Origin of the sequence: uncultured Maribacter sp., assembly GCF_947495965.1 — a bacterium.
Classification (GTDB): domain Bacteria; phylum Bacteroidota; class Bacteroidia; order Flavobacteriales; family Flavobacteriaceae; genus Maribacter_B.
This window is the reverse complement of sequence record NZ_CANMBB010000009.1, coordinates 54,714-76,712: the sequence shown is the minus strand read 5'-3', so window position 1 is coordinate 76,712 and position 21,999 is coordinate 54,714. Positions and strand designations below refer to the sequence as shown.

General features: G+C 31.1%; 23 protein-coding genes. 16 read left to right on the top strand and 7 right to left on the bottom strand.

The genetic code is table 11. The annotated features are described in order from the left end of the window. The first annotated feature begins 1 nt into the window (after position 1). Both Q0820_RS14960 and Q0820_RS14955 read left to right on the top strand, forming a co-directional pair. A complete protein-coding gene (locus tag Q0820_RS14960) occupies positions 2–868 on the top strand; it encodes a prephenate dehydrogenase (RefSeq protein WP_298488774.1) in 867 nt (288 codons plus the stop codon). Positions 869–873: 5 nt separating this feature from the next. Further along, positions 874–1,956: a bifunctional 3-deoxy-7-phosphoheptulonate synthase/chorismate mutase type II gene (locus Q0820_RS14955; RefSeq protein WP_298488773.1), complete on the top strand. Its 1,083-nt coding sequence runs from the start codon at positions 874–876 to the stop codon at positions 1,954–1,956. A 37-nt stretch (positions 1,957–1,993) separates the two neighbouring features. Here the strand turns inward: Q0820_RS14955 and Q0820_RS14950 are convergent, their stop codons facing one another. After that, positions 1,994–2,434: a hypothetical protein gene (locus Q0820_RS14950; RefSeq protein ID WP_298488771.1), complete on the bottom strand. Its 441-nt coding sequence runs from the start codon at positions 2,432–2,434 to the stop codon at positions 1,994–1,996. Between the two features lie 229 nt (positions 2,435–2,663). On the opposite strand from Q0820_RS14950, the gene Q0820_RS14945 reads away from it, so the two are divergent. The 10 genes from Q0820_RS14945 (at position 2,664) to Q0820_RS14900 (ending at position 13,594) form a co-directional block, all read left to right on the top strand. Further along, complete coding sequence (locus Q0820_RS14945) at positions 2,664–3,008, top strand: hypothetical protein (RefSeq protein WP_298488769.1); 345 nt, start codon at positions 2,664–2,666, stop codon at positions 3,006–3,008. Between the two features lie 183 nt (positions 3,009–3,191). Then, positions 3,192–4,145 carry a ribosome small subunit-dependent GTPase A gene (rsgA, locus tag Q0820_RS14940; RefSeq protein WP_298488767.1) on the top strand — a complete coding sequence of 318 codons (954 nt, stop codon included), beginning with the start codon at positions 3,192–3,194 and terminating at the stop codon, positions 4,143–4,145. Beyond that, on the top strand, positions 4,142–4,594 hold the full coding sequence (gene dtd / locus Q0820_RS14935) for a D-aminoacyl-tRNA deacylase (RefSeq protein ID WP_298488765.1): 453 nt from the start codon (positions 4,142–4,144) through the stop codon (positions 4,592–4,594). Before rsgA ends, dtd begins: the two co-directional genes overlap by 4 nt. Positions 4,595–4,696: 102 nt before the next feature. Next, positions 4,697–6,592 (top strand): DUF3857 domain-containing protein, encoded by a 1,896-nt coding sequence (locus Q0820_RS14930; RefSeq protein ID WP_298488763.1) that lies wholly within the window; start codon positions 4,697–4,699, stop codon positions 6,590–6,592. Positions 6,593–6,609: 17 nt separating this feature from the next. After that, on the top strand, positions 6,610–8,622 hold the full coding sequence (locus Q0820_RS14925) for a DUF3857 domain-containing protein (protein WP_298488761.1): 2,013 nt from the start codon (positions 6,610–6,612) through the stop codon (positions 8,620–8,622). A 5-nt stretch (positions 8,623–8,627) separates the two neighbouring features. Beyond that, positions 8,628–8,954: a nucleotide pyrophosphohydrolase gene (locus Q0820_RS14920; RefSeq protein ID WP_298488759.1), complete on the top strand. Its 327-nt coding sequence runs from the start codon at positions 8,628–8,630 to the stop codon at positions 8,952–8,954. Between the two features lie 37 nt (positions 8,955–8,991). Continuing rightward, a complete protein-coding gene (locus Q0820_RS14915) occupies positions 8,992–10,221 on the top strand; it encodes a 3-phosphoshikimate 1-carboxyvinyltransferase (RefSeq protein ID WP_298488758.1) in 1,230 nt (409 codons plus the stop codon). Positions 10,222–10,310: 89 nt separating this feature from the next. After that, entirely contained in the window at positions 10,311–11,360 is a 1,050-nt protein-coding gene (gene queA, locus Q0820_RS14910; RefSeq protein ID WP_298488757.1) for a tRNA preQ1(34) S-adenosylmethionine ribosyltransferase-isomerase QueA, read from the top strand. Positions 11,361–11,442: 82 nt separating this feature from the next. Further along, entirely contained in the window at positions 11,443–12,480 is a 1,038-nt protein-coding gene (gene rlmN, locus Q0820_RS14905) for a 23S rRNA (adenine(2503)-C(2))-methyltransferase RlmN (protein WP_298488755.1), read from the top strand. Between the two features lie 136 nt (positions 12,481–12,616). Further along, complete coding sequence (locus Q0820_RS14900) at positions 12,617–13,594, top strand: polyprenyl synthetase family protein (protein ID WP_298488753.1); 978 nt, start codon at positions 12,617–12,619, stop codon at positions 13,592–13,594. Between the two features lie 123 nt (positions 13,595–13,717). Here Q0820_RS14900 and Q0820_RS14895 read toward each other — a convergent pair whose 3' ends face one another. Further along, positions 13,718–14,323 carry an SIMPL domain-containing protein gene (locus tag Q0820_RS14895; protein WP_298488751.1) on the bottom strand — a complete coding sequence of 202 codons (606 nt, stop codon included), beginning with the start codon at positions 14,321–14,323 and terminating at the stop codon, positions 13,718–13,720. Positions 14,324–14,343: 20 nt separating this feature from the next. Then, positions 14,344–14,769: a hypothetical protein gene (locus tag Q0820_RS14890; protein ID WP_298488749.1), complete on the bottom strand. Its 426-nt coding sequence runs from the start codon at positions 14,767–14,769 to the stop codon at positions 14,344–14,346. A 170-nt stretch (positions 14,770–14,939) separates the two neighbouring features. Here Q0820_RS14890 and dnaG point away from each other — a divergent pair, with 170 nt between their 5' ends. After that, the gene (gene dnaG, locus Q0820_RS14885) at positions 14,940–16,919 is read left to right on the top strand and encodes a DNA primase (protein ID WP_298488747.1); all 1,980 of its coding nucleotides are present in this window, start codon (positions 14,940–14,942) and stop codon (positions 16,917–16,919) included. Between the two features lie 60 nt (positions 16,920–16,979). Here dnaG and Q0820_RS14880 read toward each other — a convergent pair whose 3' ends face one another. Beyond that, on the bottom strand, positions 16,980–17,609 hold the full coding sequence (locus tag Q0820_RS14880) for a response regulator transcription factor (RefSeq protein ID WP_298488745.1): 630 nt from the start codon (positions 17,607–17,609) through the stop codon (positions 16,980–16,982). A 173-nt stretch (positions 17,610–17,782) separates the two neighbouring features. Then, positions 17,783–18,571 carry an NAD(+) synthase gene (nadE, locus tag Q0820_RS14875; RefSeq protein WP_298488743.1) on the bottom strand — a complete coding sequence of 263 codons (789 nt, stop codon included), beginning with the start codon at positions 18,569–18,571 and terminating at the stop codon, positions 17,783–17,785. A 93-nt stretch (positions 18,572–18,664) separates the two neighbouring features. On the opposite strand from nadE, the gene gldB reads away from it, so the two are divergent. The 3 genes from gldB (at position 18,665) to Q0820_RS14860 (ending at position 20,421) form a co-directional block, all read left to right on the top strand. Continuing rightward, a complete protein-coding gene (gene gldB, locus Q0820_RS14870; protein ID WP_298488741.1) occupies positions 18,665–19,621 on the top strand; it encodes a gliding motility lipoprotein GldB in 957 nt (318 codons plus the stop codon). Beyond that, positions 19,621–19,956, top strand: a complete 336-nt coding sequence (gldC, locus tag Q0820_RS14865; protein WP_298488740.1) for a gliding motility protein GldC — start codon at positions 19,621–19,623, stop codon at positions 19,954–19,956. The genes gldB and gldC overlap by 1 nt, the downstream gene beginning before the upstream one ends. A gap of 108 nt (positions 19,957–20,064) precedes the next feature. Further along, positions 20,065–20,421 carry a GTPase gene (locus Q0820_RS14860; RefSeq protein WP_298488738.1) on the top strand — a complete coding sequence of 119 codons (357 nt, stop codon included), beginning with the start codon at positions 20,065–20,067 and terminating at the stop codon, positions 20,419–20,421. Here the strand turns inward: Q0820_RS14860 and yihA are convergent. Further along, positions 20,414–21,037, bottom strand: a complete 624-nt coding sequence (gene yihA / locus Q0820_RS14855) for a ribosome biogenesis GTP-binding protein YihA/YsxC (protein ID WP_298488736.1) — start codon at positions 21,035–21,037, stop codon at positions 20,414–20,416. The two genes, Q0820_RS14860 and yihA, sit on opposite strands and share 8 nt — an antisense overlap. A gap of 11 nt (positions 21,038–21,048) precedes the next feature. Next, a complete protein-coding gene (locus tag Q0820_RS14850) occupies positions 21,049–21,813 on the bottom strand; it encodes an alpha/beta hydrolase (RefSeq protein ID WP_298488734.1) in 765 nt (254 codons plus the stop codon). Positions 21,814–21,999 lie beyond the last annotated feature (186 nt).

Below are 21,999 nucleotides of genomic sequence, written 5' to 3'. Positions count from 1 at the left end.
AATGAATGTATTTGTAATTGGTATAGGATTAATAGGAGGTTCCATGGTAAAAGACATTAAGCGCTTAATGCCTAATGTTACTATTTATGGGATTGATGCAAAACAGGAGCATATAGATGAGGCATTGTCTTTAGGAATAATAGAAGAGCAAGCAGATTATAGTCAATTGCCAATTGCAGATGTAGTAATTGTAAGTATTCCTGTAGATGCAATGATCTTAGAATTGCCTAAAATATTAGATGCAGTTAATGATGATTGTGTTGTTTTTGATGCAGGTTCTACAAAATTAGAAATATGTAAAGTGTTAGAAGAGCACCCAAAAAGGAGAAATTTTTTAGCTTGCCACCCTATTTCTGGAACAGAATTTTCTGGGCCATCTGCTGCAATTAATAGCTTGTATGAAGGTAAAACTAATATAATATGCGAGGTAGAAAAAACAGCATTTAAATTACAGGAAAAAGCATTAACAATTTTTCAGGCTTTAGGAATGCGTATTAGGTACATGAATCCAGAAGCACATGATAAGCATATAGCGTACGTATCACATTTGTCACACATAAGCTCTTTTATGTTAGGAAAGACGGTTATTGAGAAAGAAAAAAATGAACGTGATATTTTTGACATGGCGGGGAGTGGATTTGAAAGCACAGTTCGTTTAGCAAAAAGCTCACCAGCTATGTGGACACCTATCTTTAAGCAAAATAAAGATAATGTAGTAGAAACTTTAGAAGGGTATATAAACAACCTTACAGCCTTTAAGAAAATGCTGCTTGCAGATGATTATGAAGGCATTTATAATGAAATGAATAGTACCAATAAAATTAAAGAAATATTAAACGGAATACCACAAACAAAGAATAAAGTATAAGTAAAATGAAGAATTCAAAAGAAATGAGAACATGGTTGGATGACATGCAGCTAGATCATCCACTAGTAATAGCAGGGCCATGTAGTGCTGAAACAGAAGAGCAAGTGTTAAAAATTGCTCATGAATTAAAAGATACCGATGTAAGTTATTACAGAGCAGGTATCTGGAAGCCAAGAACTCGTCCAGGGAATTTTGAAGGCGTGGGTATTTTAGGGCTTAAATGGCTACAAAAAGTAAAAGAGGAAACAGGTATGAAAACCTGTACGGAAGTTGCAAATAGAGCACACGTAGAACTAGCTTTAGAGCATGATATAGATTTATTGTGGATTGGTGCTCGTACTTCTGTAAGTCCATTTATTATGCAAGAAATTGCAGATGCTTTAGCAGGTACAGATAAAATAGTTCTAGTAAAAAATCCAATTAACCCAGATTTATCTTTATGGTTAGGTGGTATAGAGCGTTTACATACTGCTGGTATAAAAAACTTAGGGGCAATACATAGAGGTTTTTCTACGTATGAGAAAACTAAATATAGAAACATTCCAGAATGGCAATTAGCTATTGAGTTTAAAAACAAATTTCCAGATTTACCATTAATAAATGATCCATCGCATATTACAGGTAATAGAGAAATGATTTTTGATGTTTCGCAGACTGCATTGGATCTTAATTTTGATGGTTTAATGATTGAAACTCATTTTGATCCAGATAATGCTTGGAGTGATGCTGCACAGCAGGTAACACCAACAAAACTGGTTCAGATAATGAAAGATTTGAAAATTAGAAAAGAGTCTGATCCAGAAGCAGAGTATAATAAAGAATTAACAAACTTACGTGCACAGATTGATGTTATTGATAATCAATTAATAGAATCTTTAGGGAAGCGTATGAAAATTTCTGATAGTATTGGAAAACTTAAAAAAGAGAAAAACGTTGCCGTATTACAAAGCAACCGTTGGAACCAAATTTTAGGTGCCATGATTTTAGAAGGAGAATCTAAAGGATTAAGTGAAGAGTTTGTTTTAAGAATGTTTAAAGCAATTCACCAAGAGTCTATCAATCATCAAGAGAAGATTGTAAATAATTAAATAAAAAAATCCCGACTTAATTAAGTCGGGATTTTTTTTACTTCTTAAAAATGTAACGGGTAATAAAAATGCCTTGCCCATCTTTATCGCCAGCATCACTCTCAACAGCACTAACTACATGTATTAGTTGCCAACCTTCTTCAGACATTTTGTTTAGTTTAGAAGATATAATAGCATCATTAGCAGCAATGTTCTGAAAACGTATTCCGGTAATATTGTAAAAGTTTAACAATTTTGTCTCTTCAAAATTCTTAACTCTAATATCCTTTCTTTTAGATTTATTCCGAGTATTATCTTCCTCTGTTTGGGTAGAAGTATATTCTTCATAATCTTTTTCTTCTTTTGCCTCAATAATCCTAGAACGACCCATACCACTTGGAACAATAGATTCTACACTTGTAATTACTTTAAACTCCTGCGCATTAGCTTCTATAAAACATGTTAAGCCTAATGCAATACCTAATATTATTTTTTTCATTGTATTGTTTATTTTAAAGACAAATAAAATGCTAAGGGGTTGCATTTTTAGAATAATTTTTTATTTGTGCTTAAATAAAGTGGAGTATGTTTTGAGTAATGTAAACTTAAAAAGCAGTCAATTATATAATAAAACATACAAGTTATACAATACTAAGAATTTAAATACTTTATAATAAATATTTTCGTTGGCTATAAACAACATGGCGTAGGCCAATAAAAAACCAAAAATGAAACCAAAAAACAACCAAACTGTGAGTAAATTAATTTTTAAATCAATCTTAGGCATGCTTTTTTTAATGCTATTTGTTAATTGTTCTAAGAACCCAATAAAATGTTTAAACGGAAGTTGGGCACAAGACGTAGCTTCAGATTTAGAAGCTTGGACAGATGCATCAAACAGATATGCAGAAAACCCAACAGTGGAAAATTGTAATAGCTATAAAGGCGCTCTTAATAATTATATAAATGCATTAGAAGATGTGGAAGATTGTTATGGTGGTCTTGCAGATTTTGATGGAGACTTTGATGATGCTAAAGAGGAGCTAAATGATATTGATTGTACAGAAAATTAAAACACTAACAAAGGGTAGTAATTTTCTCTTTTAATAATTGAAATAATAGGGCGACCAATTATAATCTAAACGATTATTGGTCGCTTTTTTGTATAAATTAGTATAGTTTAAGGAATAGAAAAATTAGGAATGTAAAACAATTTAAAAACTAATATTGTTTCTTTGCAGCTCTAATTACTGTTAATGAAAGGAATTGTTTATAAATCTACAGGAAGCTGGTTTACTGTTAAAGCAACAGATGGTGCATTCTATGACTGTAGAATAAAAGGAAAATTCCGAATTAAGGGTATAAAAAGTACCAACCCTGTTGCTGTTGGCGATTCTGTGGAATTTTCAATAGAAAATATAGGAGATGAAACCATTGGCATAATTTCTGAAATAGAAGAGCGTAAAAACTATATCATCAGAAAATCTGTTAATTTGTCTAAGCAAACCCATATAATTGCAGCAAATTTAGACCAGGTTTTTTTAATGATTACGTTAAATAACCCACCAACGCATACAGCATTTATAGACCGTTTTTTGGTAACTGCAGAAGCTTATGATGTTCCTACGGTATTATTATTTAATAAGATAGATACGTATAATGACGAGGAGCTTTTAGAAGTAAAATATTTAGCAGCCTTATATCGTAAAATAGGATACACTTGTATTGGTATATCTGCTAAAAAAGAAAAAAACATTGATAAAGTAAAGGCATTAATGCAAGGAAAAATATCTATGTTTTCTGGGCATTCTGGTGTGGGTAAATCTACATTGGTTAATGTTATAGAACCTAACCTTGCTATAAAAACTACCGAAATATCTAAACAACATTTACAAGGACAACATACAACAACATTTGCAGAAATGTTTGATCTAAGTTTTGATGCGCAGATAATAGATACTCCGGGTATTAAAGGTTTTGGAATTGTAGATATGGAAAAAGAAGAAATTGGAGACTATTTTCCAGAGATTTTTGAGAATAAAGGAAATTGTAAATTTAATAATTGCTTACATATAGATGAGCCTAAATGTGCTATAAAAGACGCGTTAGAAGAAGATGAAATTGCTTGGAGTAGGTATAGAAGTTATGTGCAAATGGTTTCTGGAGAAGATGAGAATTATAGAGTAGATATACATTCTGTAAAAAAATGAGAGCAGTAGTACAAAGAGTTTCTAGGGCTAGTGTAACAGTAGAGAAAAAAATAATTTCATCTATAGATAAAGGAATGTTAGTCCTTTTAGGAATAGAGAATTCCGATACCCAAGAAGATATAGATTGGTTATCTAGAAAAATAGCAAATCTTAGAATTTTTAATGATAGTGTAGGAGTAATGAATAATTCGTTACTAGATATATCTGGCGATGTAATTGTAGTTAGTCAGTTCACTTTATACGCTGCAACAAAAAAAGGAAATAGGCCATCGTATATAAAAGCAGCAAAACCAGAAGTAGCGGTTCCTATATATGAGGCTTTTATAAGTAGTATAGAATTACACTTAGGAAAAAAAGTAGGTACAGGCGTTTTTGGTGCAGATATGAAAGTAGATTTGCTAAATGATGGTCCAATTACTATAATCATGGACACAAAGAATAAAGAGTAAAAATTAATTTTTCCTTCAAATTAGTAAGAAAAGTAGTATTTTGACGTTAATTGGAAAACCAAACTAATTATACTAATTTAAATGCGCTTTTTTTTATTCACAATGCTGTTTTTATACAGTACATTTTCTTTTGCCCAAAATTTTAAATACCAATCCCTTTTAATTGATGAGAAACTAACTGAAAATGCAGACGCTGTTGTGCGTTTAGATGAAATGGTTGTAGATGTTTTGGCTCAAGATCATATGGTTATGAAGTCAAAAAGGGTAGTTACTGTTTTAAATAAGAAAGGAAGAAAACATGTCCATGCTTATGGAGGTTATAGTAATTCTAGGAAATTAAAATTTATTAAGGCTGTAGTTTACGATGCTTTTGGTAATGAGTTAAAAAAGATAAAGGAAAAAGATTTTATTGATGTTAGCGCTGTTTCAGGAGGTACTTTATATTCTGATTATAGAGTTAAGTATTTAAAATACACACCAACCCAATATCCTTATACAGTTATCTTTGAAAAAGAAATACAAACAAAAAACACAGCATTTATACCCAGTTGGTATTTTGTTGATGGTTTTATGTCTAGTGTAGAGAAAAATAGGTTTTCAATAAATTATGGTTCTAGTGGTTTAAAACCAGTGATTAAGGAAAAAAATCTTAAAAACTTAAACGTTGAAATTGAGAATAATGAAAATTCAATTTCGTATTCAGTAGCTAATATTCCAGCAGTAAGATATGAGAATTTATGTCCGCCTTCTAGTGAGCTTGCTCCAAAGATAATGGTAAGGTTAAACGATTTTCATTACGAGGGGTATAATGCCCATGTTGAAAATTGGGAGCAATTAGGATCTTGGATGTATAATAATATCCTAAAAGGAAGAGGTGAGCTACCTGAGTCTGTGAAGCAACATGTTAATGAACTTGTGAAAGATGCTGATACTGATTTAGAGAAAGCTAAAATAGTTTATGAATATATGCAAAGCGTTACTAGGTATATAAGTGTACAAGTTGGAATAGGAGGTATACAACCAATTTTAGCTTCAGAAGTTGATAGGGTTAAATATGGAGATTGTAAAGGGCTTTCAAATTATACACATTCATTATTAGATGCTGTTGGTGTAGAAAACTACTATGTGCATATTGAAGCAGGTAGAAATAAAGTCGACTTTGATGAAGAATTTCCATCACTAGAGCAAGGGAATCATGCAATTTTAGCAATTCCAAATGGCGATGATTATATCTGGATTGATTGTACTTCGCAAACTCATCCTTTTGGTTTTGTAGGAGACTTTACAGACGATAGAATGGCTTTAGTAATGAAGCCAGAGGGAGGCGTAATAGCTAGAACTCCTATTTATAAAGAAGATACAAATACTCAAAAAATTGAAGGAAAAATAGAATTGTTAGATAACGGAACTTTAAAAGCAAAAGCTAGTATAGAAACAACGGGAATTAAATATGATAATAGGTTTAATATAGAAAATGAGGATAAAGAAGAGGTTTTGGAGTATTATCAAGATCAATGGTCTACTATAAATAATCTTGTTTTAAAAGATTATAAATTTTCTAATAATAAATCGGAAGTAAAGTTTTTAGAAGAAGTGACTATTAGCGCAGAAAATTTTTCAAAACCTTCTGGAGGGAGAATCCTTTTTTGTGCAAATATTTTGAATAGGAATAATTTTATTCCTAAAAGGTATCGCTCTAGAAAAATGCCTTTTGAAATTTCTCGGGGATTTTTAGATATAGACTCTTATGAAATAAAAATTCCAAATGGTTATATGGTCGAGTCTTTACCTAGTAAAAAAGAAATATTATCCGAATTTGGAGAATATGTAGCAGAGCTAATTAAGTTAGATGATGGTTCATTAAAATATGAACATCGATTTTTATTAAAATCTGGAACTTACACAAAAGAAAAATATAATGATTATAGAAATTTTAGAAAAGAAGTTTCTAAAAGTGATAATGCACAAGTTGTGCTAATTAAAAAAAATAAAGCATAATATTTTAAATATAATACATGAAAAAATTTATAAAAGTAATGGTTCTTTTACTTGTTTTTACACCCAGTTCCTTTGCGCAAGATGTTAAGTTTGGTAAAGTCTCAAAAGAAGAATTAAAAGAGAAAATATATAAGGGAGACTCTACAGCAGATGCTGCTGTTTTATATAGGAAGATAAGAGTATTTTTTAAATACTCTAGTGAATCTGGTTTTGTAATAGAAAGAGAAGTTCATGAGCGTATCAAAATTTATAATAAAAAAGGATTTAAGTATGCTACAGTCGTAGAAAATTTATATAAGAATAGCAGTACAAAGGAAAGTCTTACAGGTTTAAAAGCTTCTACTTATAATTTAAAAGGAAGCGAAATAGAAAAAACTAAGTTAAAGAATTCAGACACTTTTACAGAAGAAGCATCAAAATATAATAAGAAAGAAAAATTTACAATGCCAAATTTGAACGAGGGCAGTGTAATAGAATATAAGTATACTGTAAGTTCTCCTTTTTATTCCTCGTTTAATGAAATTATATTACAATATGATATTCCTATTGTAGAACAAGAAATAAAGGTTGAAATCCCAGAATATTTTTCATTTAAAAACATGACAAAAGGTTATTTAGCTTATGACATAGATAGGAATAGTAAAACGGGAAGCATAACTTTTACCAATAGGAATAGAGATAATTCCGGATATGTCTCAAAGACTAATTTTTCAAATTCTAAATTAGAATATAAAATAAATATTTCTGAAGTCCAGATGAAAAATGTGCCCGCTTTAAAGGAGGAAGTATTTGTAAATAGCATGAATAATTATAGAGCAGCTATTAAGTATGAATTGCAATATGTAAAATTTCCAAATTCAACCATTGAAAGCTATACAAGTACCTGGGAGGATGTAGTAAAAAAAATTTATGAAAATGAAGGTTTTGGAAATCAGTTAAATTTTAAAAGGTATTATAAAGATGATTTAGAAAAAATTTTGTTAGGTAAAGTATCTGAAAAAGAAAAAACAAGTGCAGTATTTCGTTACGTGCAATCTAGGATGAATTGGAATGGAATTTATGGTTATTACACAGATGAAGGGGTAAAAAAAGCACATAGCTTAAAAACAGGAAATGTAGCAGATATTAATTTAATGTTAGTAAGTATGTTACGTAGTGTAGGATTAAATGCAAACCCTGTATTAGTTAGTACAAGAAGTAACGGTGTCCCATTATTTCCTACTAGATACGGTTTTAATTATGTTGTTGCTTTAGTTAAGATTGATGGAAAAAACATTTTTTTAGACGCAACAAGTAAGTATAGTAAGCCTAACATGCTCCCTGTAAGGACTCTTAATTGGGCAGGAAGAATTGTTAAAGAAGGGGGGCTGTCGGGATCTATTTCATTGCAACCAGATTATAAATCTTCAGAGAATATTATGATGATGGCTTCCATTTCAAATACTGGTGATGTAGAAGGAAAAGTAAGAAGAACATGTAAAGATTATATAGCTTATAGTTTTAGAGCAATTAATTCAGATTTAAGTGAAGAAGATTATCTAGAAAAGTTAGAAGAGAATTATAATGGAATTGAAATATCGGATTATTCTATAAAAAATAAAGAAGAAATTGGAAAACCTGTTATAGAAAGCTTTAGTTTTAATTCAGAAGATACTGCGGAAATAATTGGCAACAAAATGTATTTATCTCCATTATTTTGGTTGACACAAACAGAAAATCCTTTTAAAAAGGAGAATAGAGAGTATCCTATAGATTATGGGTATCCTTGGGAAGATACATATTCTGTAACCATTAACACTCCAAAAGGGTATGCAGTAGAGTCGGTTCCAGAACCATGTAATATTATAGTTGGAGATGGTATAGGGCAGTTTAAATTACATATTTCAAAAACACCGCTTGGTCTCCAAATAAAATCAGATTTAAAAATTAATAAAGCGATAATTTCTGCTTTAGATTATCAAGGGTTGAAAGATTTTTATAAAGCAATAGTAGAAAAACAAACAGAAAAAGTAGTTTTGTCTAAAATATAGGACAAATGAGTATAGCAGCAGCCCAAAAAGAAGTAGATACTTGGATAAAAGAACACGGTGTTCGTTATTTTAATGAGCTTACGAATATGGCGCAACTTACGGAGGAAGTAGGGGAAGTTGCTCGTATTATTGCTCGCAGGTATGGAGAGCAAAGTGAAAAAGAATCGGATAAAAATAAAGATTTAGGGGAAGAGTTGGCAGATGTTATGTTTGTAGTACTCTGTTTAGCAAACCAAACAGGAGTAGATTTACAACAAGCTTTTGATAAAAAGTTAGAATTAAAAACAAAGCGCGATCATGACCGTCATCACAACAATAAAAAGCTTAAATAGTACTATCTTTGATGTTCGTTTTTAACACACTTTAGTTTTGAAATTACATATCTCCAAACCAGTATCTAATTTAATAAAAGAAAGCATAAAAATTACAGGCTCTAAAAGTGAGTCTAACCGTTCTCTTTTATTAAAAGCATTGTATTCTACAATAAATATTAGCAATTTATCTAATTCAGATGATGCAATTGTAATGGAAAAAGGATTGCAAATAACTTCTGGAAAAGTAGATATTCACCATGCAGGTACAGCAATGCGTTTTTTAACTAGTTATTTTGCTACACAAGAAGGCAAGGAAGTTACCTTAACGGGTTCGCAACGTATGACGGAGCGTCCTATAAAAGTCTTGGTAGAGGCATTACAAAGCCTAGGAGCAGATATTTCTTATGTAAAAAATGAAGGATACCCTCCAATACGTATCAAAGGAAAAAAAATAACAAATAATAAGGTTAGTTTACCAGCAAATATTAGTAGCCAGTATATTTCTTCTTTATTACTTACGGCGCCTAGTTTAGAAAACGGTATAGAGCTGGAGTTAGTTGGTAAAATAACTTCTGTTCCTTATATAAAAATGACATTAGCACTTTTAAGTCAAATAGGGGTAGAGAGTAATTTTGTAGGTAATACAATTACAGTTTCGCCTAAAAAAGAAGTAGCGCCAACAAATTTGGTTGTAGAATCAGATTGGAGCTCGGCATCCTATTACTATGGTTTAATTGCTTTAAGTGATGTAGGTTCGCAAATAACCTTATCTGCCTACAAAGAAAATAGTTTGCAAGGAGACAGTGTGTTAGCAAAAATATATACAGATTTTGGTGTGCAAACTACATTTAAAGAAAATCAGATTGTATTAGAAAAAATACAAAAAGAGCAATTACCAAAAGTTACTATAGATTTAGCAAATGCACCAGATATAGCACAAACTATAGCAGTTACGTGTTTTGGATTAGGAGTTGCATGCCATTTAACAGGTTTACATACCTTAAAAATTAAAGAAACAGACCGTTTAGAAGCTTTGCATACAGAGTTGTCTAAGCTTGGAGCAAATATTACGGTTACAAATGAAACATTATCTTTAGAACCTTCAGAAAATATAGTTCCAGATGTAGCTATAGATACGTATAATGACCATAGAATGGCAATGGCATTTGGTCCTTTAGCTTTAAAAACTAGCTTATTTATAAATGATGCGGAAGTGGTTTCTAAGTCTTACCCAGGCTATTGGGAGGATTTTAAAAACCTTGGAATAGTAGTAAAAGAAGCATAATTACCATTTAATTACGGTTTTACTTGACAACCCCTCTCTTGAGGTTGTATATTTGCCATCTTGAAAAAACACAACTAAAAATTTTATAAATGAAATTATCAAACTTCAATTTTGAATTACCAGAGGAGTTATTAGCAGAATACCCTGCGGAACATAGAGACGAATCTAAACTAATGGTAGTACATAGAGAAACCGGTAAAATTGAGCATAAAATGTTTAAGGACCTTATTAATTATTTTGATGAGGGAGATGTAATGGTGCTTAATAATACAAAAGTTTTTCCTGCTAGATTATATGGTAATAAAGAAAAAACTGGAGCAAGAATAGAAGTGTTTTTATTACGTGAACTCAATGAAGAGCAACGCTTGTGGGATGTTTTAGTAGATCCTGCTCGTAAAATACGTATTGGTAATAAGTTGTATTTTGGAGATGATGAAACTCTAGTAGCAGAAGTTATAGATAATACTACATCTAGAGGAAGAACATTACGTTTTTTATATGATGGTTCTTATTTAGATTTTAGAAGAAAACTTAGAGATTTAGGAGAAACACCACTTCCTAAATATATTAAAAGAGAAGTAGAGGAGAATGATGAAGAAAGATACCAAACCATATATGCTAAGCACGAAGGTGCTGTTGCTGCACCAACAGCTGGTTTGCATTTCTCTAAACACTTATTAAAACGTTTAGAAATAAAAGGAGTAGACTTTGCAGAACTAACATTACATGTTGGTTTAGGAACTTTTAACCCAGTAGAGGTAGAAGATTTGTCTAAACATAAAATGGATAGCGAAGAGTTAATTATAGATGAAAAAGCTACAGAAGTAGTTAATAACGCTAAAACTAACAAGAGAAAAGTTTGTGCGGTAGGAACAACTGCAATGCGTGGTTTAGAAAGTGCAGTATCATCAAACCAAACATTAAATACTTATGAAGGTTGGACAAATAAGTTTATTTTTCCTCCTTATGATTTTAGTATCGCAAACTGTATGATTACTAATTTTCACTTACCAAAATCTACTTTAATGATGATGGTATCCGCATTTGCAGGTCATGATTTAATGAAAAAAGCATATAAAGAAGCAATTTTAGAAAGCTATAAGTTTTATTCTTATGGTGATGCTATGCTTATACTATAATCATATTCCTATTAAAAAGGAATAATCAGAATCCCTCTTTACATTGAAATACATTTAAAGAGGGATTTTTTATCTAGTAAAGTTGGAAAAGAAAAAAGACATACGAGCACTTACAAAAGAGCAACTAAGAGAATTCTTTGTTAAAAACGGAGATAAAGCTTTTAGAGGTAACCAGGTCTATGAGTGGTTGTGGCAAAAATCTGCCCATTCTTTTGAAGTAATGACTAATATATCTAAAGAAACGAGAGATATGTTAGAGGCAAACTTTGTAATAAATCATATTAAAGTAGACCAAATGCAACGTAGTAGCGATGGTACTATAAAAAATGCAGTACGCTTGCATGATGATTTAATAGTAGAGTCTGTTCTTATTCCAACAAAAACAAGAACAACAGCATGTGTTTCTAGTCAAGTAGGTTGCAGTTTAGATTGTAAATTTTGTGCAACAGCTAGGTTAAAGCGTATGCGAAATTTAAATCCAGATGAGATTTACGACCAAGTTGTTGCAATAGATAATGAGAGTAGGTTATACTTTGACAAGCCTTTAAGTAATATTGTATTTATGGGTATGGGAGAGCCCCTAATGAACTACAATAATGTTCTTAAGGCAATTCAGAAAATAACATCTCCAGAAGGCTTAGGAATGTCCCCCAAGAGAATTACGGTATCTACATCTGGTGTTCCTAAGATGATTAAAAAAATGGCAGATGAAGAAGTCAAATTTAAACTTGCTGTTTCTTTACACTCTGCTATAGACGAAATTAGAACCTCTATAATGCCATTTAATGCTACTTTTACGTTAGCAGATTTACGAGAAGCACTACAATATTGGTATGCTAAAACAAATAGTAGAATTACCTATGAGTATGTAGTCTGGCAAGGTATAAATGACACAAAAAAAGATGTTGATGCTCTTGTTTCTTTTTGCAAATTTGCACCATCTAAAGTGAACTTAATAGAATATAATCCTATTGATGATGGTATTTTTCAGCAAGCAGAAAATAAAGCTATAGAAATGTATGTATCTACTTTAGAAAAAAATGGGATTGTAGTAACAGTTCGTAGGTCTAGAGGAAAAGACATAGATGCTGCTTGTGGGCAATTAGCAAATAAATCATAAATAAGCAGTTGTATTTGTAGCTAATATCTTATAGACTTCTTTTTGTCTCGTTGTAATTCTAATTATCCCGTTATTAGACATATATTTTTCGTTAATTTAGAGGCGTATTATTTAATATATTAGAAAACCGCAGTACTTGAAAATAGTAGCACAAATTAAAGAGCCAATAAATAAAGAAATGGAACTTTTTGAAAAAAAGTTTCGGGACTCTATGACCTCTAAGGTTGCGTTGCTAAATAGAATAACATACTACATAGTTAATAGAAAAGGAAAACAAATGCGACCAATGTTTGTTTTTTTAACTGCAAAATTATTAAATAACGGTACTGTTAATGAACGTACCTACCGTGGTGCATCTGTAATAGAGCTTATACATACAGCCACTCTGGTGCATGATGATGTGGTAGATGAGAGTGATAAAAGGCGTGACTTTTTTTCTATAAATGCATTATGGAAAAATAAAATTGCAGTTTTGGTAGGCGATTATTTACTTTCTAAAGGACTTTTACTTTCTATAGATAATGATGATTTTGATTTACTTAAAATTATTTCTGTAGCCGTTCGCGAAATGAGCGAAGGAGAATTGCTCCAAATAGAAAAAGCAAGAAGATTAGATATAACAGAAGATGTCTATTATGATATTATAAGAAAAAAAACAGCAACGCTTATTGCGGCTTGTTGTAGTCTAGGAGCTTGCTCGGTACAACCAAATACAGAACATGTAGAAATTTTCAGAAAATTTGGAGAGTTATGCGGTATGGCATTTCAAATAAAAGACGACCTTTTTGATTATGGTAGTACAGCAATAGGGAAACCTACAGGAATAGATATTAAAGAACAAAAAATGACACTTCCGTTAATTTATGCTTTAAATAATTGTTCTAAAGCCGAAAAAAAATGGGTAATTAATTCTGTTAAAAACCATAATAAGGATAAAAAAAGAGTAAAAGAAGTAATTGCATTTGTGAAAAGTAAAGGGGGGCTAGAATATGCTGTTACTAAAATGTTGGCATTTAAAGAAGAAGCTTTAGAATTATTAGATTGTTACCCAGAATCTGAATATAAAAGTGCGCTACAACTTATGGTAAATTATGTTGTAGATAGAAAAAAATAAAACCCTAAAGTGTATGCTTTAGGGTTTTATTAAAGAAACGCCTTGCGTTTTCTTAGAAACATGGACACTATTACCAAGTCTACAAGGCGTTCTTACAATTAACCAACCAAAGTAATTGTATTATTATAAAAGTTCAAAAGTTACTGTAATGTGGTATTCTAAAGAATCTGTAGGAACAGTATAATACCATGTTGTATTTCTTTTTAAGGTATTGTTGTCACTAATATAAGTTACACCCCCTAATTTTTTACCAATTTTAGATGCAATTTTATTTGCTTTTTCTTTAGCATTATCAAAAGCTTTTTTTGCATACTCAGCAGCTTGTTCTTCTGTAAATTCTGTTTTATAGGTGTATTCTAGTTTAGACACACCAAGAGAACGTACATTTAAGAATTTTTGCATAGCTTCTTCAGATGTTGTGGTAAATTCTAAAATAGTACCATCTTTTTCATACCCCATTAAATCGTAATGCAAATGGTTTTCTTTTAGGTTTGTTTTAGAAATACCGGCTTTTGTTAATTTGGCAAAGTAGCCAGATTTTATTTCTTCTAACGTCATAGTTTGCGAATCGTAATAAACATTATTAAGACTAACCATCATCCTTGCATGGAAAACAGGTTTTGTTAGTACGGTATGTAAACCATTTACGTTAATAGTATTTCTTTTTTCTTGTGAATAGCCTTTTATGGTTGCCATAATTAGGAGTAATGCTATAAATAATTTTTTCATTTTATATTAGTTTTATGTTCTTAAACAACGGAAAATAAGAAAGAGGCTGCAATCATCCATCCACCAACAATTAGCCCTAGAATACCTAATTTACCTTGTTTAGGAGCAATTTTTTGACGTAGTTCTTCTGCTTTTGCCTGTGCTGCTTCATTTTTACCTAAGAATAATTTGTTTATTAAACCAGAGCCAAGCATAAATCCTAATGCTGCAGAAACTATGTTTCCTGCTAGTAAAGTAATCCACCATATTGGTGCACTTGTAAGCCAGCCTAAGTTTAGAATAGCGGTAATAATTCCCCAAACTCCCCAAAAGCAAAATACTAAACCAATCCATCCTTGGTATGGCTCTACTTTTGCTAGTAATTCTTTTGCATTTGGTTTTTTTGCAAGTATTAAAGAAGGTACTGCAATAAGGCTTAGTAAAATAAGTGTAATTCCCCAGATCATAATTTTTTGTTTTTAAAAGGTTATTAATTGTATTATTTTGTTTGATACAAAGATCTGGAGATTAAGAAGTTTATTTTTACCTTGTTCTAGCTAAAATGTACTCCCTGTAAACAGGTATAGTTATTTAAATTATCTTTACAGAATATCAAAAAATAAAACCTTTTTTAAGATTGATTTCTAAAATAACCATAGATAAAGTATATGAGACTGCTCGTTTAGAGGAGGTTATTGGTGATTTTGTGCAATTAAAAAAATCAGGAACTAACTTTAAAGGTCTTAGTCCATTTAGTGATGAACGTACGCCAAGTTTTATGGTATCTCCTGTAAAGCAAATTTGGAAAGATTTTAGTAGTGGTAAAGGAGGTAATGTTGTTGCTTTTTTAATGGAGCATGAACATTTTACATATCCAGAAGCAATAAAATACTTAGCTAAAAAGTATAATATTGAAATAGAAGAAACCGAACGTACAGATGAGCAAAAAGAAGAAGCTAGTGAGAGAGAAAGTATGTATTTGGTTTCAGAATTTGCGCAAAAACATTTTTCAGAAATGGCTTGGGATACGGAGTTGGGTAAAGCTATTGGGTTATCTTATTTTAAAGAAAGAGGATTTACAGAGGAAACTATAAAAAAGTTTAAACTAGGCTATTGTTTAGATAAATGGGATGGTTTTACACTTGCAGCTCTAGATAAAGGGTATAAACTTAAGTATTTAGAGAAAACAGGATTAACTATTGTAAAAGAAGACACGCAGAACCCAGGAAATTCTAAAAAGTTTGATAGGTTCAAAGGTAGAGTTATGTTTCCTATCCATTCTATGAGTGGTAGAGTGTTAGGGTTTGGTGGTCGTATTCTTGGTAACGATAAAAAAGCTGCCAAATATTTAAACTCTCCAGAGAGCGATATTTATCATAAAAGTAAAGTACTCTATGGTATTTATTATGCAAAGCAAGCCATAGCAAAAGAAGATAATTGTTATTTGGTAGAAGGGTATACAGATGTTATTCAATTTCACCAAAGAGGAATACATAATGTAGTAGCATCTAGTGGTACGGCTTTAACTCCAGAACAAATACGTTTAGTAAATAGATTAACTAAAAATATTACAGTTTTGTTTGATGGAGATGCAGCAGGATTAAGAGCATCTCTTAGAGGTATAGATTTAATTTTAGAACAGGGGATGAATGTAAAAGTATGTACATTCCCAGAAGGAGAAGATCCTGATAGTTTTTCTAAAAACAATTCTTATGAGGAAGTTGTTACTTATTTAAAAGATAACTCTCAAGACTTTATACAATTTAAAGCCTCTCATTTAATGAAAGAGGCAGATAATGACCCTATAAAAAGAGCAGATACAGTAAGAGATATTATAAATAGTATTGCTAAAATTCCAGACCGTATTAAAAAGGAAATTTATATTCAAGAGTGTGCACAAATCATGAATGTTTCCGAAGCAGTACTATTTAATACGCTCGCTCAAATTGGAAAAAAAGACCAGAAAGAAGCGGTAAATAAACAAAAAGAGGAACAAAAAGCTTTTTCTGTTGTTAAGAATACCGAAGTACAAGAAAAAGTAGATGTGCAATATGTACTTGAAAAAAAAATTATTGAACAACTGTTGCTATACGGTAATGAAGTACATTCTTTTGAAGATTTGGTCTTAAAAGAAAATGAAGCAGGAGATTTAGAATTAGAGCCAGAATTATCAGAAATTAAAGTCTACGAGAAAATATATTTAGACCTACAGGATGATGAAATAGAATTAGCAAATGAAGGCTTTAGGGCTATTTATTATAAATTAATCGAGGAACTTAATGAGAAGGAAGATTTTGCGGTAAATACTTTTGTAGCAAATTTAGAACAAGATACAGTTTCAGAGATTTCTTCTATTTTAATGGAAGAGGAGAAGTATACACTACATAATTGGGAGCGAAAAGATATATATCCAAAAGATAAAAAAACAGAAATAGCGCAATTAGTAAGTGAAACTATTTTAACCCTACGTTGTTATTTAATAAAGAAAAGAATGGAAGCTTTGCAGGGTAAAACTGCGGATCATACAGAGGATAATAGCGAGATTCTAGAAGAAATTCTTAACTATCTTAATTTAAATAAGTTGTTAAGTAGAAAATTAAATAGGGTTTTTTCTTAAAAAAGGACCATTAAAAAAGCCTGATGGAACATCAGGCTTTTTTTTAAGTAAAAAAATATTTTAATACAACTCTAGCGCTTTGGCCTGTTGTAGTAAATCTACCATATTATCTACGTTTAATTTTTTCATTAAACGAGCTTTATAGGTGCTTACAGTTTTTTCATTAAGATTTAAACCAATTGCAACATCTTTATTTCTTTTTCCACTAGCTAAAAGTTTAAGAACTTCTATTTCTCTTGTAGATAATTTTCTAAAGAACCTTCTTGGTTTTTGTGTGCCTTCATCAAAAGCTAAACGTTGCGCAAGTTCATTGGTAATAAACATACTACCTTCACTAACTTTGCGTACTGCAGTGACTATATAATCTACATCAGAAGATTTAGATAAATATCCAAATGCACCAGCTCTAATAGAGCTTAATGCATAGACATCTTCAGATTGTCCGCTGTACATTAATACTTTAACTTCAGGGTATTCTTTCTTAATTTTTCTTAACGTGGCTATACCGTTTATTTCGGGTATATCCATTTCTAACATAATTACATCTGGAGTAACTTCTTCTAACTTTTGAAAAAGCTCAGCTGTAGTTGATGCATCAGCAATAACTTCAAATTCTGAAGTAGAATCTAATACACTTTTAACGCCCATGCGGATAATGGGGTGGTTGTCCGCGATAAGTACTTTAATCATTTCTTTTTTTTTCTAAATTAAGCTATATCAAGGCATTATCTGGCTCAATAAGTCTGACATGCAATGTAAGGCATAAAAATTTAATTATGAAGATAAAGGTTAAATATTTTTATTAAGTAACGCAATTTTTGTAGGAATATTCGATTTATTTGTGTTTAAATCAGTTTAACTACTTATTTTAACACATCTGGAATTATACAAATTGGTATTGGTTTCATTTTGTGTTGGTTAGCAGTATTTAGTTTTTTAAATATTTTAAACACTTCTTTTTCTCTACCAGAAAAATCAGACTCTTTTTTCTCTTCATCATTCATTTTCATAGCCCATTCTAACTCAGGATAGGAAGCCCCAATCTGATCTTCATCGGTTCTATCATCACCCCATAAACCATCAGTTGGTGCGGCTATTTGTATGTCGTTATTTATATTTAAAACTTTTGCAATGGCATAAACCTCAGTCTTAAGTAAATCTGCAATAGGGCTTAAATCTACTCCGCCATCGCCATATTTTGTGTAAAACCCAACACCAAAATCTTCTACTTTATTACCTGTTCCTGCTACTAAATAGCCATGTAATGCTGCAAAATAGTATAGAGTTGTCATGCGTAACCTAGCTCTTGTATTAGCTAAAGACATAAAACGTTCTTCTTCACTTTCTACAGCAGGAAGTACCTCTAGTAAATTATCAAAAACAGGGGTTAGGTTAACAGGTTGGCGGCTAACATTAGGAAAATTACTTTGCAACCATTCTATATGCTTAGAGGCTCTATCTTCTTGGCTTTCAGCTTGGTGTATTGGCATTTCTACACACAAAAGCTTTAGTCCAGTTTTGGCACATAGAGTAGAAGTTACAGCGGAATCTATACCGCCAGAAATACCTATTACAAAACCTTTTAAATTTGCTTTTGTTGCGTAGTCTTTTAGCCAGCCTACAATGTGGTCTATTACTTTTTCTGTTTGCATAGAAATATTATTATTTGATTTAAAACTACTAACTTTGCCTCTAAAATTAAGACCTAGTTCTTGAATATTAAAATGTATCTTAAATTACTTTGTATGCAAAAACACTTTTTTGCCTTATTGTCATTAATTATCCTATTTTTTGGCTGTAAAGAAGAAGATAAAATTGAAAAAGAGATTGCTAAACTAGAAGTGAACGTATCTATCTCTCGTTTTGATAAAGAGTTTTCAGAGGCAAATCCTAATGATTTACCTAAATTAAGAGTTAAATACCCTTATTTATTTCCTGCGCCAGATAGTGTTTGGATACAAAAAATGCAAGATACTATTCAGCAAGAGTTAATGCAGGAAGTAAGTTCTGAGTTTTCAGACTTTAGTAAAGAAACCCTACAATTAAAAGATTTTTATAAACATGTAAAATATTACTTTCCAAAATATAAAGTCCCACACATTATCACAGTAACAAATGATGTGGATTATAACAATAGAATTATTTTGGCAGATAGTTTGTTGTTTATTGGTTTGGATAATTATTTAGCACAAGATCATAGGTTTTATAGTAGTATTCAACGCTATATTTCTCAGGGAATGGATAGGAAGTATATAGTTAGTAACATAGCAAGTGCTTTTGCAAATAAAGCAGTTCCAAAGCCTAGAGATCGTACTTTTTTGGCGCAAATAATATATTATGGTAAAGAATTATATTTAAAAGATAGGTTGCTACCTAATGTTGCAGATGCAATAAAAATAGGATATACAGAAGAGCAGTTAAATTGGGCTATAGCAAATGAAGAACCTATATGGCGAAATTTTGTTGAGCAAGAGTACTTGTATAGTACAAATAATAATTTAAGGAAGCGTTTTTTAGATCCAGCTCCATTTTCAAAATTTGGATTAGAGTTAGATAAAGAATCTCCAGGGCGTATAGGACGTTATATAGGTTGGCAGATTGTAAAATCTTTTATGGAGAAAAATGATTTGTCTCTTGTACAATTAATGCCAGTATCGGCAGAAGAAATTTTCAAAAAATCGAATTACAAACCAAAAAAATAATGACAAAATTACATACATCAGAAATTACACTGAAAGTAGGGTTAGATGAAAATCGTGTACCTGAAAAATTAAACTGGTCGGCAGAGGATGGCGGAGTTGAAAACCAAGAAATAAAAGCAATGTTACTTTCTGTATGGGATAGTAAAAATCAAGAATCTTTAAAAATAGATTTATGGACAAAAGATATGCCGGTTGATGAGATGAAAGTCTTTTTTCATCAAACTTTAGTTGCGATGTCTGATACGTTTATGAAGGCAACACAAGATGAAAAAATGACAGCTACCATGAAAGATTTTTGTGCGTACTTTGCGGAGAAATTAGAATTAAAAAAATAAATAATTACTAATAGTTATTATTTCTTATAAACCGCTTTAAGCGGTTTTTTTGTTTTCGTGTAAGCCTTACTTTATTTCTAAGACGAATTAGAAAGTAAAATAAAAGGAATGGAGCAATTAATTTTAGTGTATAATGCAAACTCTGGTTGGCATAATAGTTTAATAGATAGTTTGCATAAGGTTGTGAGTCCAAAAACATATGATTGTAATTTGTGTGCTATTACTTTTGGTGTATTTTTTGAAAAGGAGGTTTGGAAAAAATTTAGAACAGAAACAAATATAGAGCTGCAGTTTTTACATAAAAATGAGTTTCTAGAAACGTATAAACCTAAAGAAAAATATGATTTCCCAATTATTTTTAAAAGTGAAGGGAACAAACTAGAGGTGCTTTTAAAATCAGAGGAAGTAAATGGGTTAAAAAACCCTCAAGATTTAATAAAAATAATTAAAGGTGTTTTTAAATAGAATCTTTTTGCCTTTTAAAATAATCAAGGTTTATATTTTCTATAAAATTTAAAACCTCATCCCTTCCTAATCTTTTGCTAGAAGAGGTAACAAAATGCATAGGAGCTTCTTCCCAAATATCAGCAAGTAATACATCTATATAGCCTTGTACTTGTTTTTCAATAGCTTTAGGTTTAAGCTTGTCTGCTTTGGTAAAAATGATACAAAAAGGTATTCCGTTTTCGCCCATCCATTCCATAAATTCCATATCAATTTTTTGTGGTGTATGGCGAATATCCACTAAAACAAAAGAACAAACAAGTTGTTCTCTTTGTGTAAAATAATTAGTAATATATTTTTGAAACGTATTTTTATCTTTTTTAGATACTCTAGCATAACCATAGCCTGGTAAATCAACTAAAAACCAATTTTCATTTATTTTAAAATGATTAATTAGTTGCGTTTTTCCTGGTCTTCCAGATGTTTTTGCTAAACTTCTACGCTCTGTAAGCATATTTATTAAAGAAGATTTTCCAACATTAGACCTTCCAATAAATGCGTACTCGGGTAAAGGTTCTTTAGGGCATCTAGAAACTTCGGTATTGCTTATCACAAAGTCGGCCGACTTTATTTTCATTAAAATAGGTGTTAGAAATTACGTTTCTCTAGCCAAGAATCTAAAATTGTATTAAATTCTTCTGGATGTTCCATCATTGGTGCATGACCACATTTTTCTATCCAAAATAAATCGGAATCTGGTAACAATTCATGAAATTCATTTGCAACATTCGGGGGTGTTACGTTGTCGTTTTCTCCCCAAATAATACAAGTAGGTGTAGGCATTTTGGCTAGGTCTTTAGACATGTTGTGTCTAATAGCACTTTTTGCAATTGCTAACGTCTTTACAAGTTTCATACGGTCGTTTACCGTTTCAAAAACTTCATCAACTATTTCTTTAGTAGCTACAGCTGGGTCATAGAAAACGCCTTCGGCTTTTTTCTTTATAAACTCATAATCCCCTCTTCTTGGATAGCCGTCTCCCATAGCACTTTCGTACAGCCCAGAACTGCCAGTAATTACAAGAGCTTTAACATTTTGTGGGTATAGTTTTGTGTATAAAAGTCCTATGTGGCCTCCTAAAGAATTGCCTAAAAGAATAACGTTGTTAAGTTTTTTAAATTTTATAAAACTATCTAGGTATTTAGCAAAGTTTTTTACAGTGGTTTTAATCATAGGCATATCATAGATAGGCAATTCTGGGATTAGAACTTTATATCCTTTCTTAGGAAAATGTTCTGTTACGCCATGAAAATTGCTTAAACCGCCCATTAGACCATGTAGTATAATTATAGAAGTACCTTCTCCTTTCTCTATATACTTAAATTTTCCTTCCGTTATTATTTCTTCTTCCATTCAAGGATGCTTGTGGTCTTTGTCGGCAAATATAGGGAATTATATAGAATAGTTTTTCACCCTTTTTTAGTTATGGAGTAGAATTTGTAATCTAATTGGTCTTCAAAACATTAGCTCTAATTTTTTAAAAACATCTCTTTTTTGATTTTTTGAACCCTCTTTTTGTCAAAAAAGCTAAAATTTATT

Coding starts and splice junctions, on each gene's coding strand:
- Q0820_RS14880 (WP_298488745.1), bottom strand. CDS start 17,609: ATGATTAAAGTACTTATCGCGGACAACCACCCCATTATCCGCATGGGC.
- Q0820_RS14850 (WP_298488734.1), bottom strand. CDS start 21,813: ATGGAAGAAGAAATAATAACGGAAGGAAAATTTAAGTATATAGAGAAA.
- Q0820_RS14955 (WP_298488773.1), top strand. CDS start 874: ATGAAGAATTCAAAAGAAATGAGAACATGGTTGGATGACATGCAGCTA.
- queA (WP_298488757.1), top strand. CDS start 10,311: ATGAAATTATCAAACTTCAATTTTGAATTACCAGAGGAGTTATTAGCA.
- Q0820_RS14920 (WP_298488759.1), top strand. CDS start 8,628: ATGAGTATAGCAGCAGCCCAAAAAGAAGTAGATACTTGGATAAAAGAA.
- Q0820_RS14960 (WP_298488774.1), top strand. CDS start 2: ATGAATGTATTTGTAATTGGTATAGGATTAATAGGAGGTTCCATGGTA.
- gldB (WP_298488741.1), top strand. CDS start 18,665: ATGCAAAAACACTTTTTTGCCTTATTGTCATTAATTATCCTATTTTTT.
- Q0820_RS14945 (WP_298488769.1), top strand. CDS start 2,664: ATGAAACCAAAAAACAACCAAACTGTGAGTAAATTAATTTTTAAATCA.
- nadE (WP_298488743.1), bottom strand. CDS start 18,571: ATGCAAACAGAAAAAGTAATAGACCACATTGTAGGCTGGCTAAAAGAC.
- Q0820_RS14950 (WP_298488771.1), bottom strand. CDS start 2,434: ATGAAAAAAATAATATTAGGTATTGCATTAGGCTTAACATGTTTTATA.
- rsgA (WP_298488767.1), top strand. CDS start 3,192: ATGAAAGGAATTGTTTATAAATCTACAGGAAGCTGGTTTACTGTTAAA.
- Q0820_RS14890 (WP_298488749.1), bottom strand. CDS start 14,769: ATGATCTGGGGAATTACACTTATTTTACTAAGCCTTATTGCAGTACCT.
- Q0820_RS14895 (WP_298488751.1), bottom strand. CDS start 14,323: ATGAAAAAATTATTTATAGCATTACTCCTAATTATGGCAACCATAAAA.
- Q0820_RS14860 (WP_298488738.1), top strand. CDS start 20,065: ATGGAGCAATTAATTTTAGTGTATAATGCAAACTCTGGTTGGCATAAT.
- gldC (WP_298488740.1), top strand. CDS start 19,621: ATGACAAAATTACATACATCAGAAATTACACTGAAAGTAGGGTTAGAT.
- yihA (WP_298488736.1), bottom strand. CDS start 21,037: ATGAAAATAAAGTCGGCCGACTTTGTGATAAGCAATACCGAAGTTTCT.
- Q0820_RS14930 (WP_298488763.1), top strand. CDS start 4,697: ATGCTGTTTTTATACAGTACATTTTCTTTTGCCCAAAATTTTAAATAC.
- dtd (WP_298488765.1), top strand. CDS start 4,142: ATGAGAGCAGTAGTACAAAGAGTTTCTAGGGCTAGTGTAACAGTAGAG.
- Q0820_RS14925 (WP_298488761.1), top strand. CDS start 6,610: ATGAAAAAATTTATAAAAGTAATGGTTCTTTTACTTGTTTTTACACCC.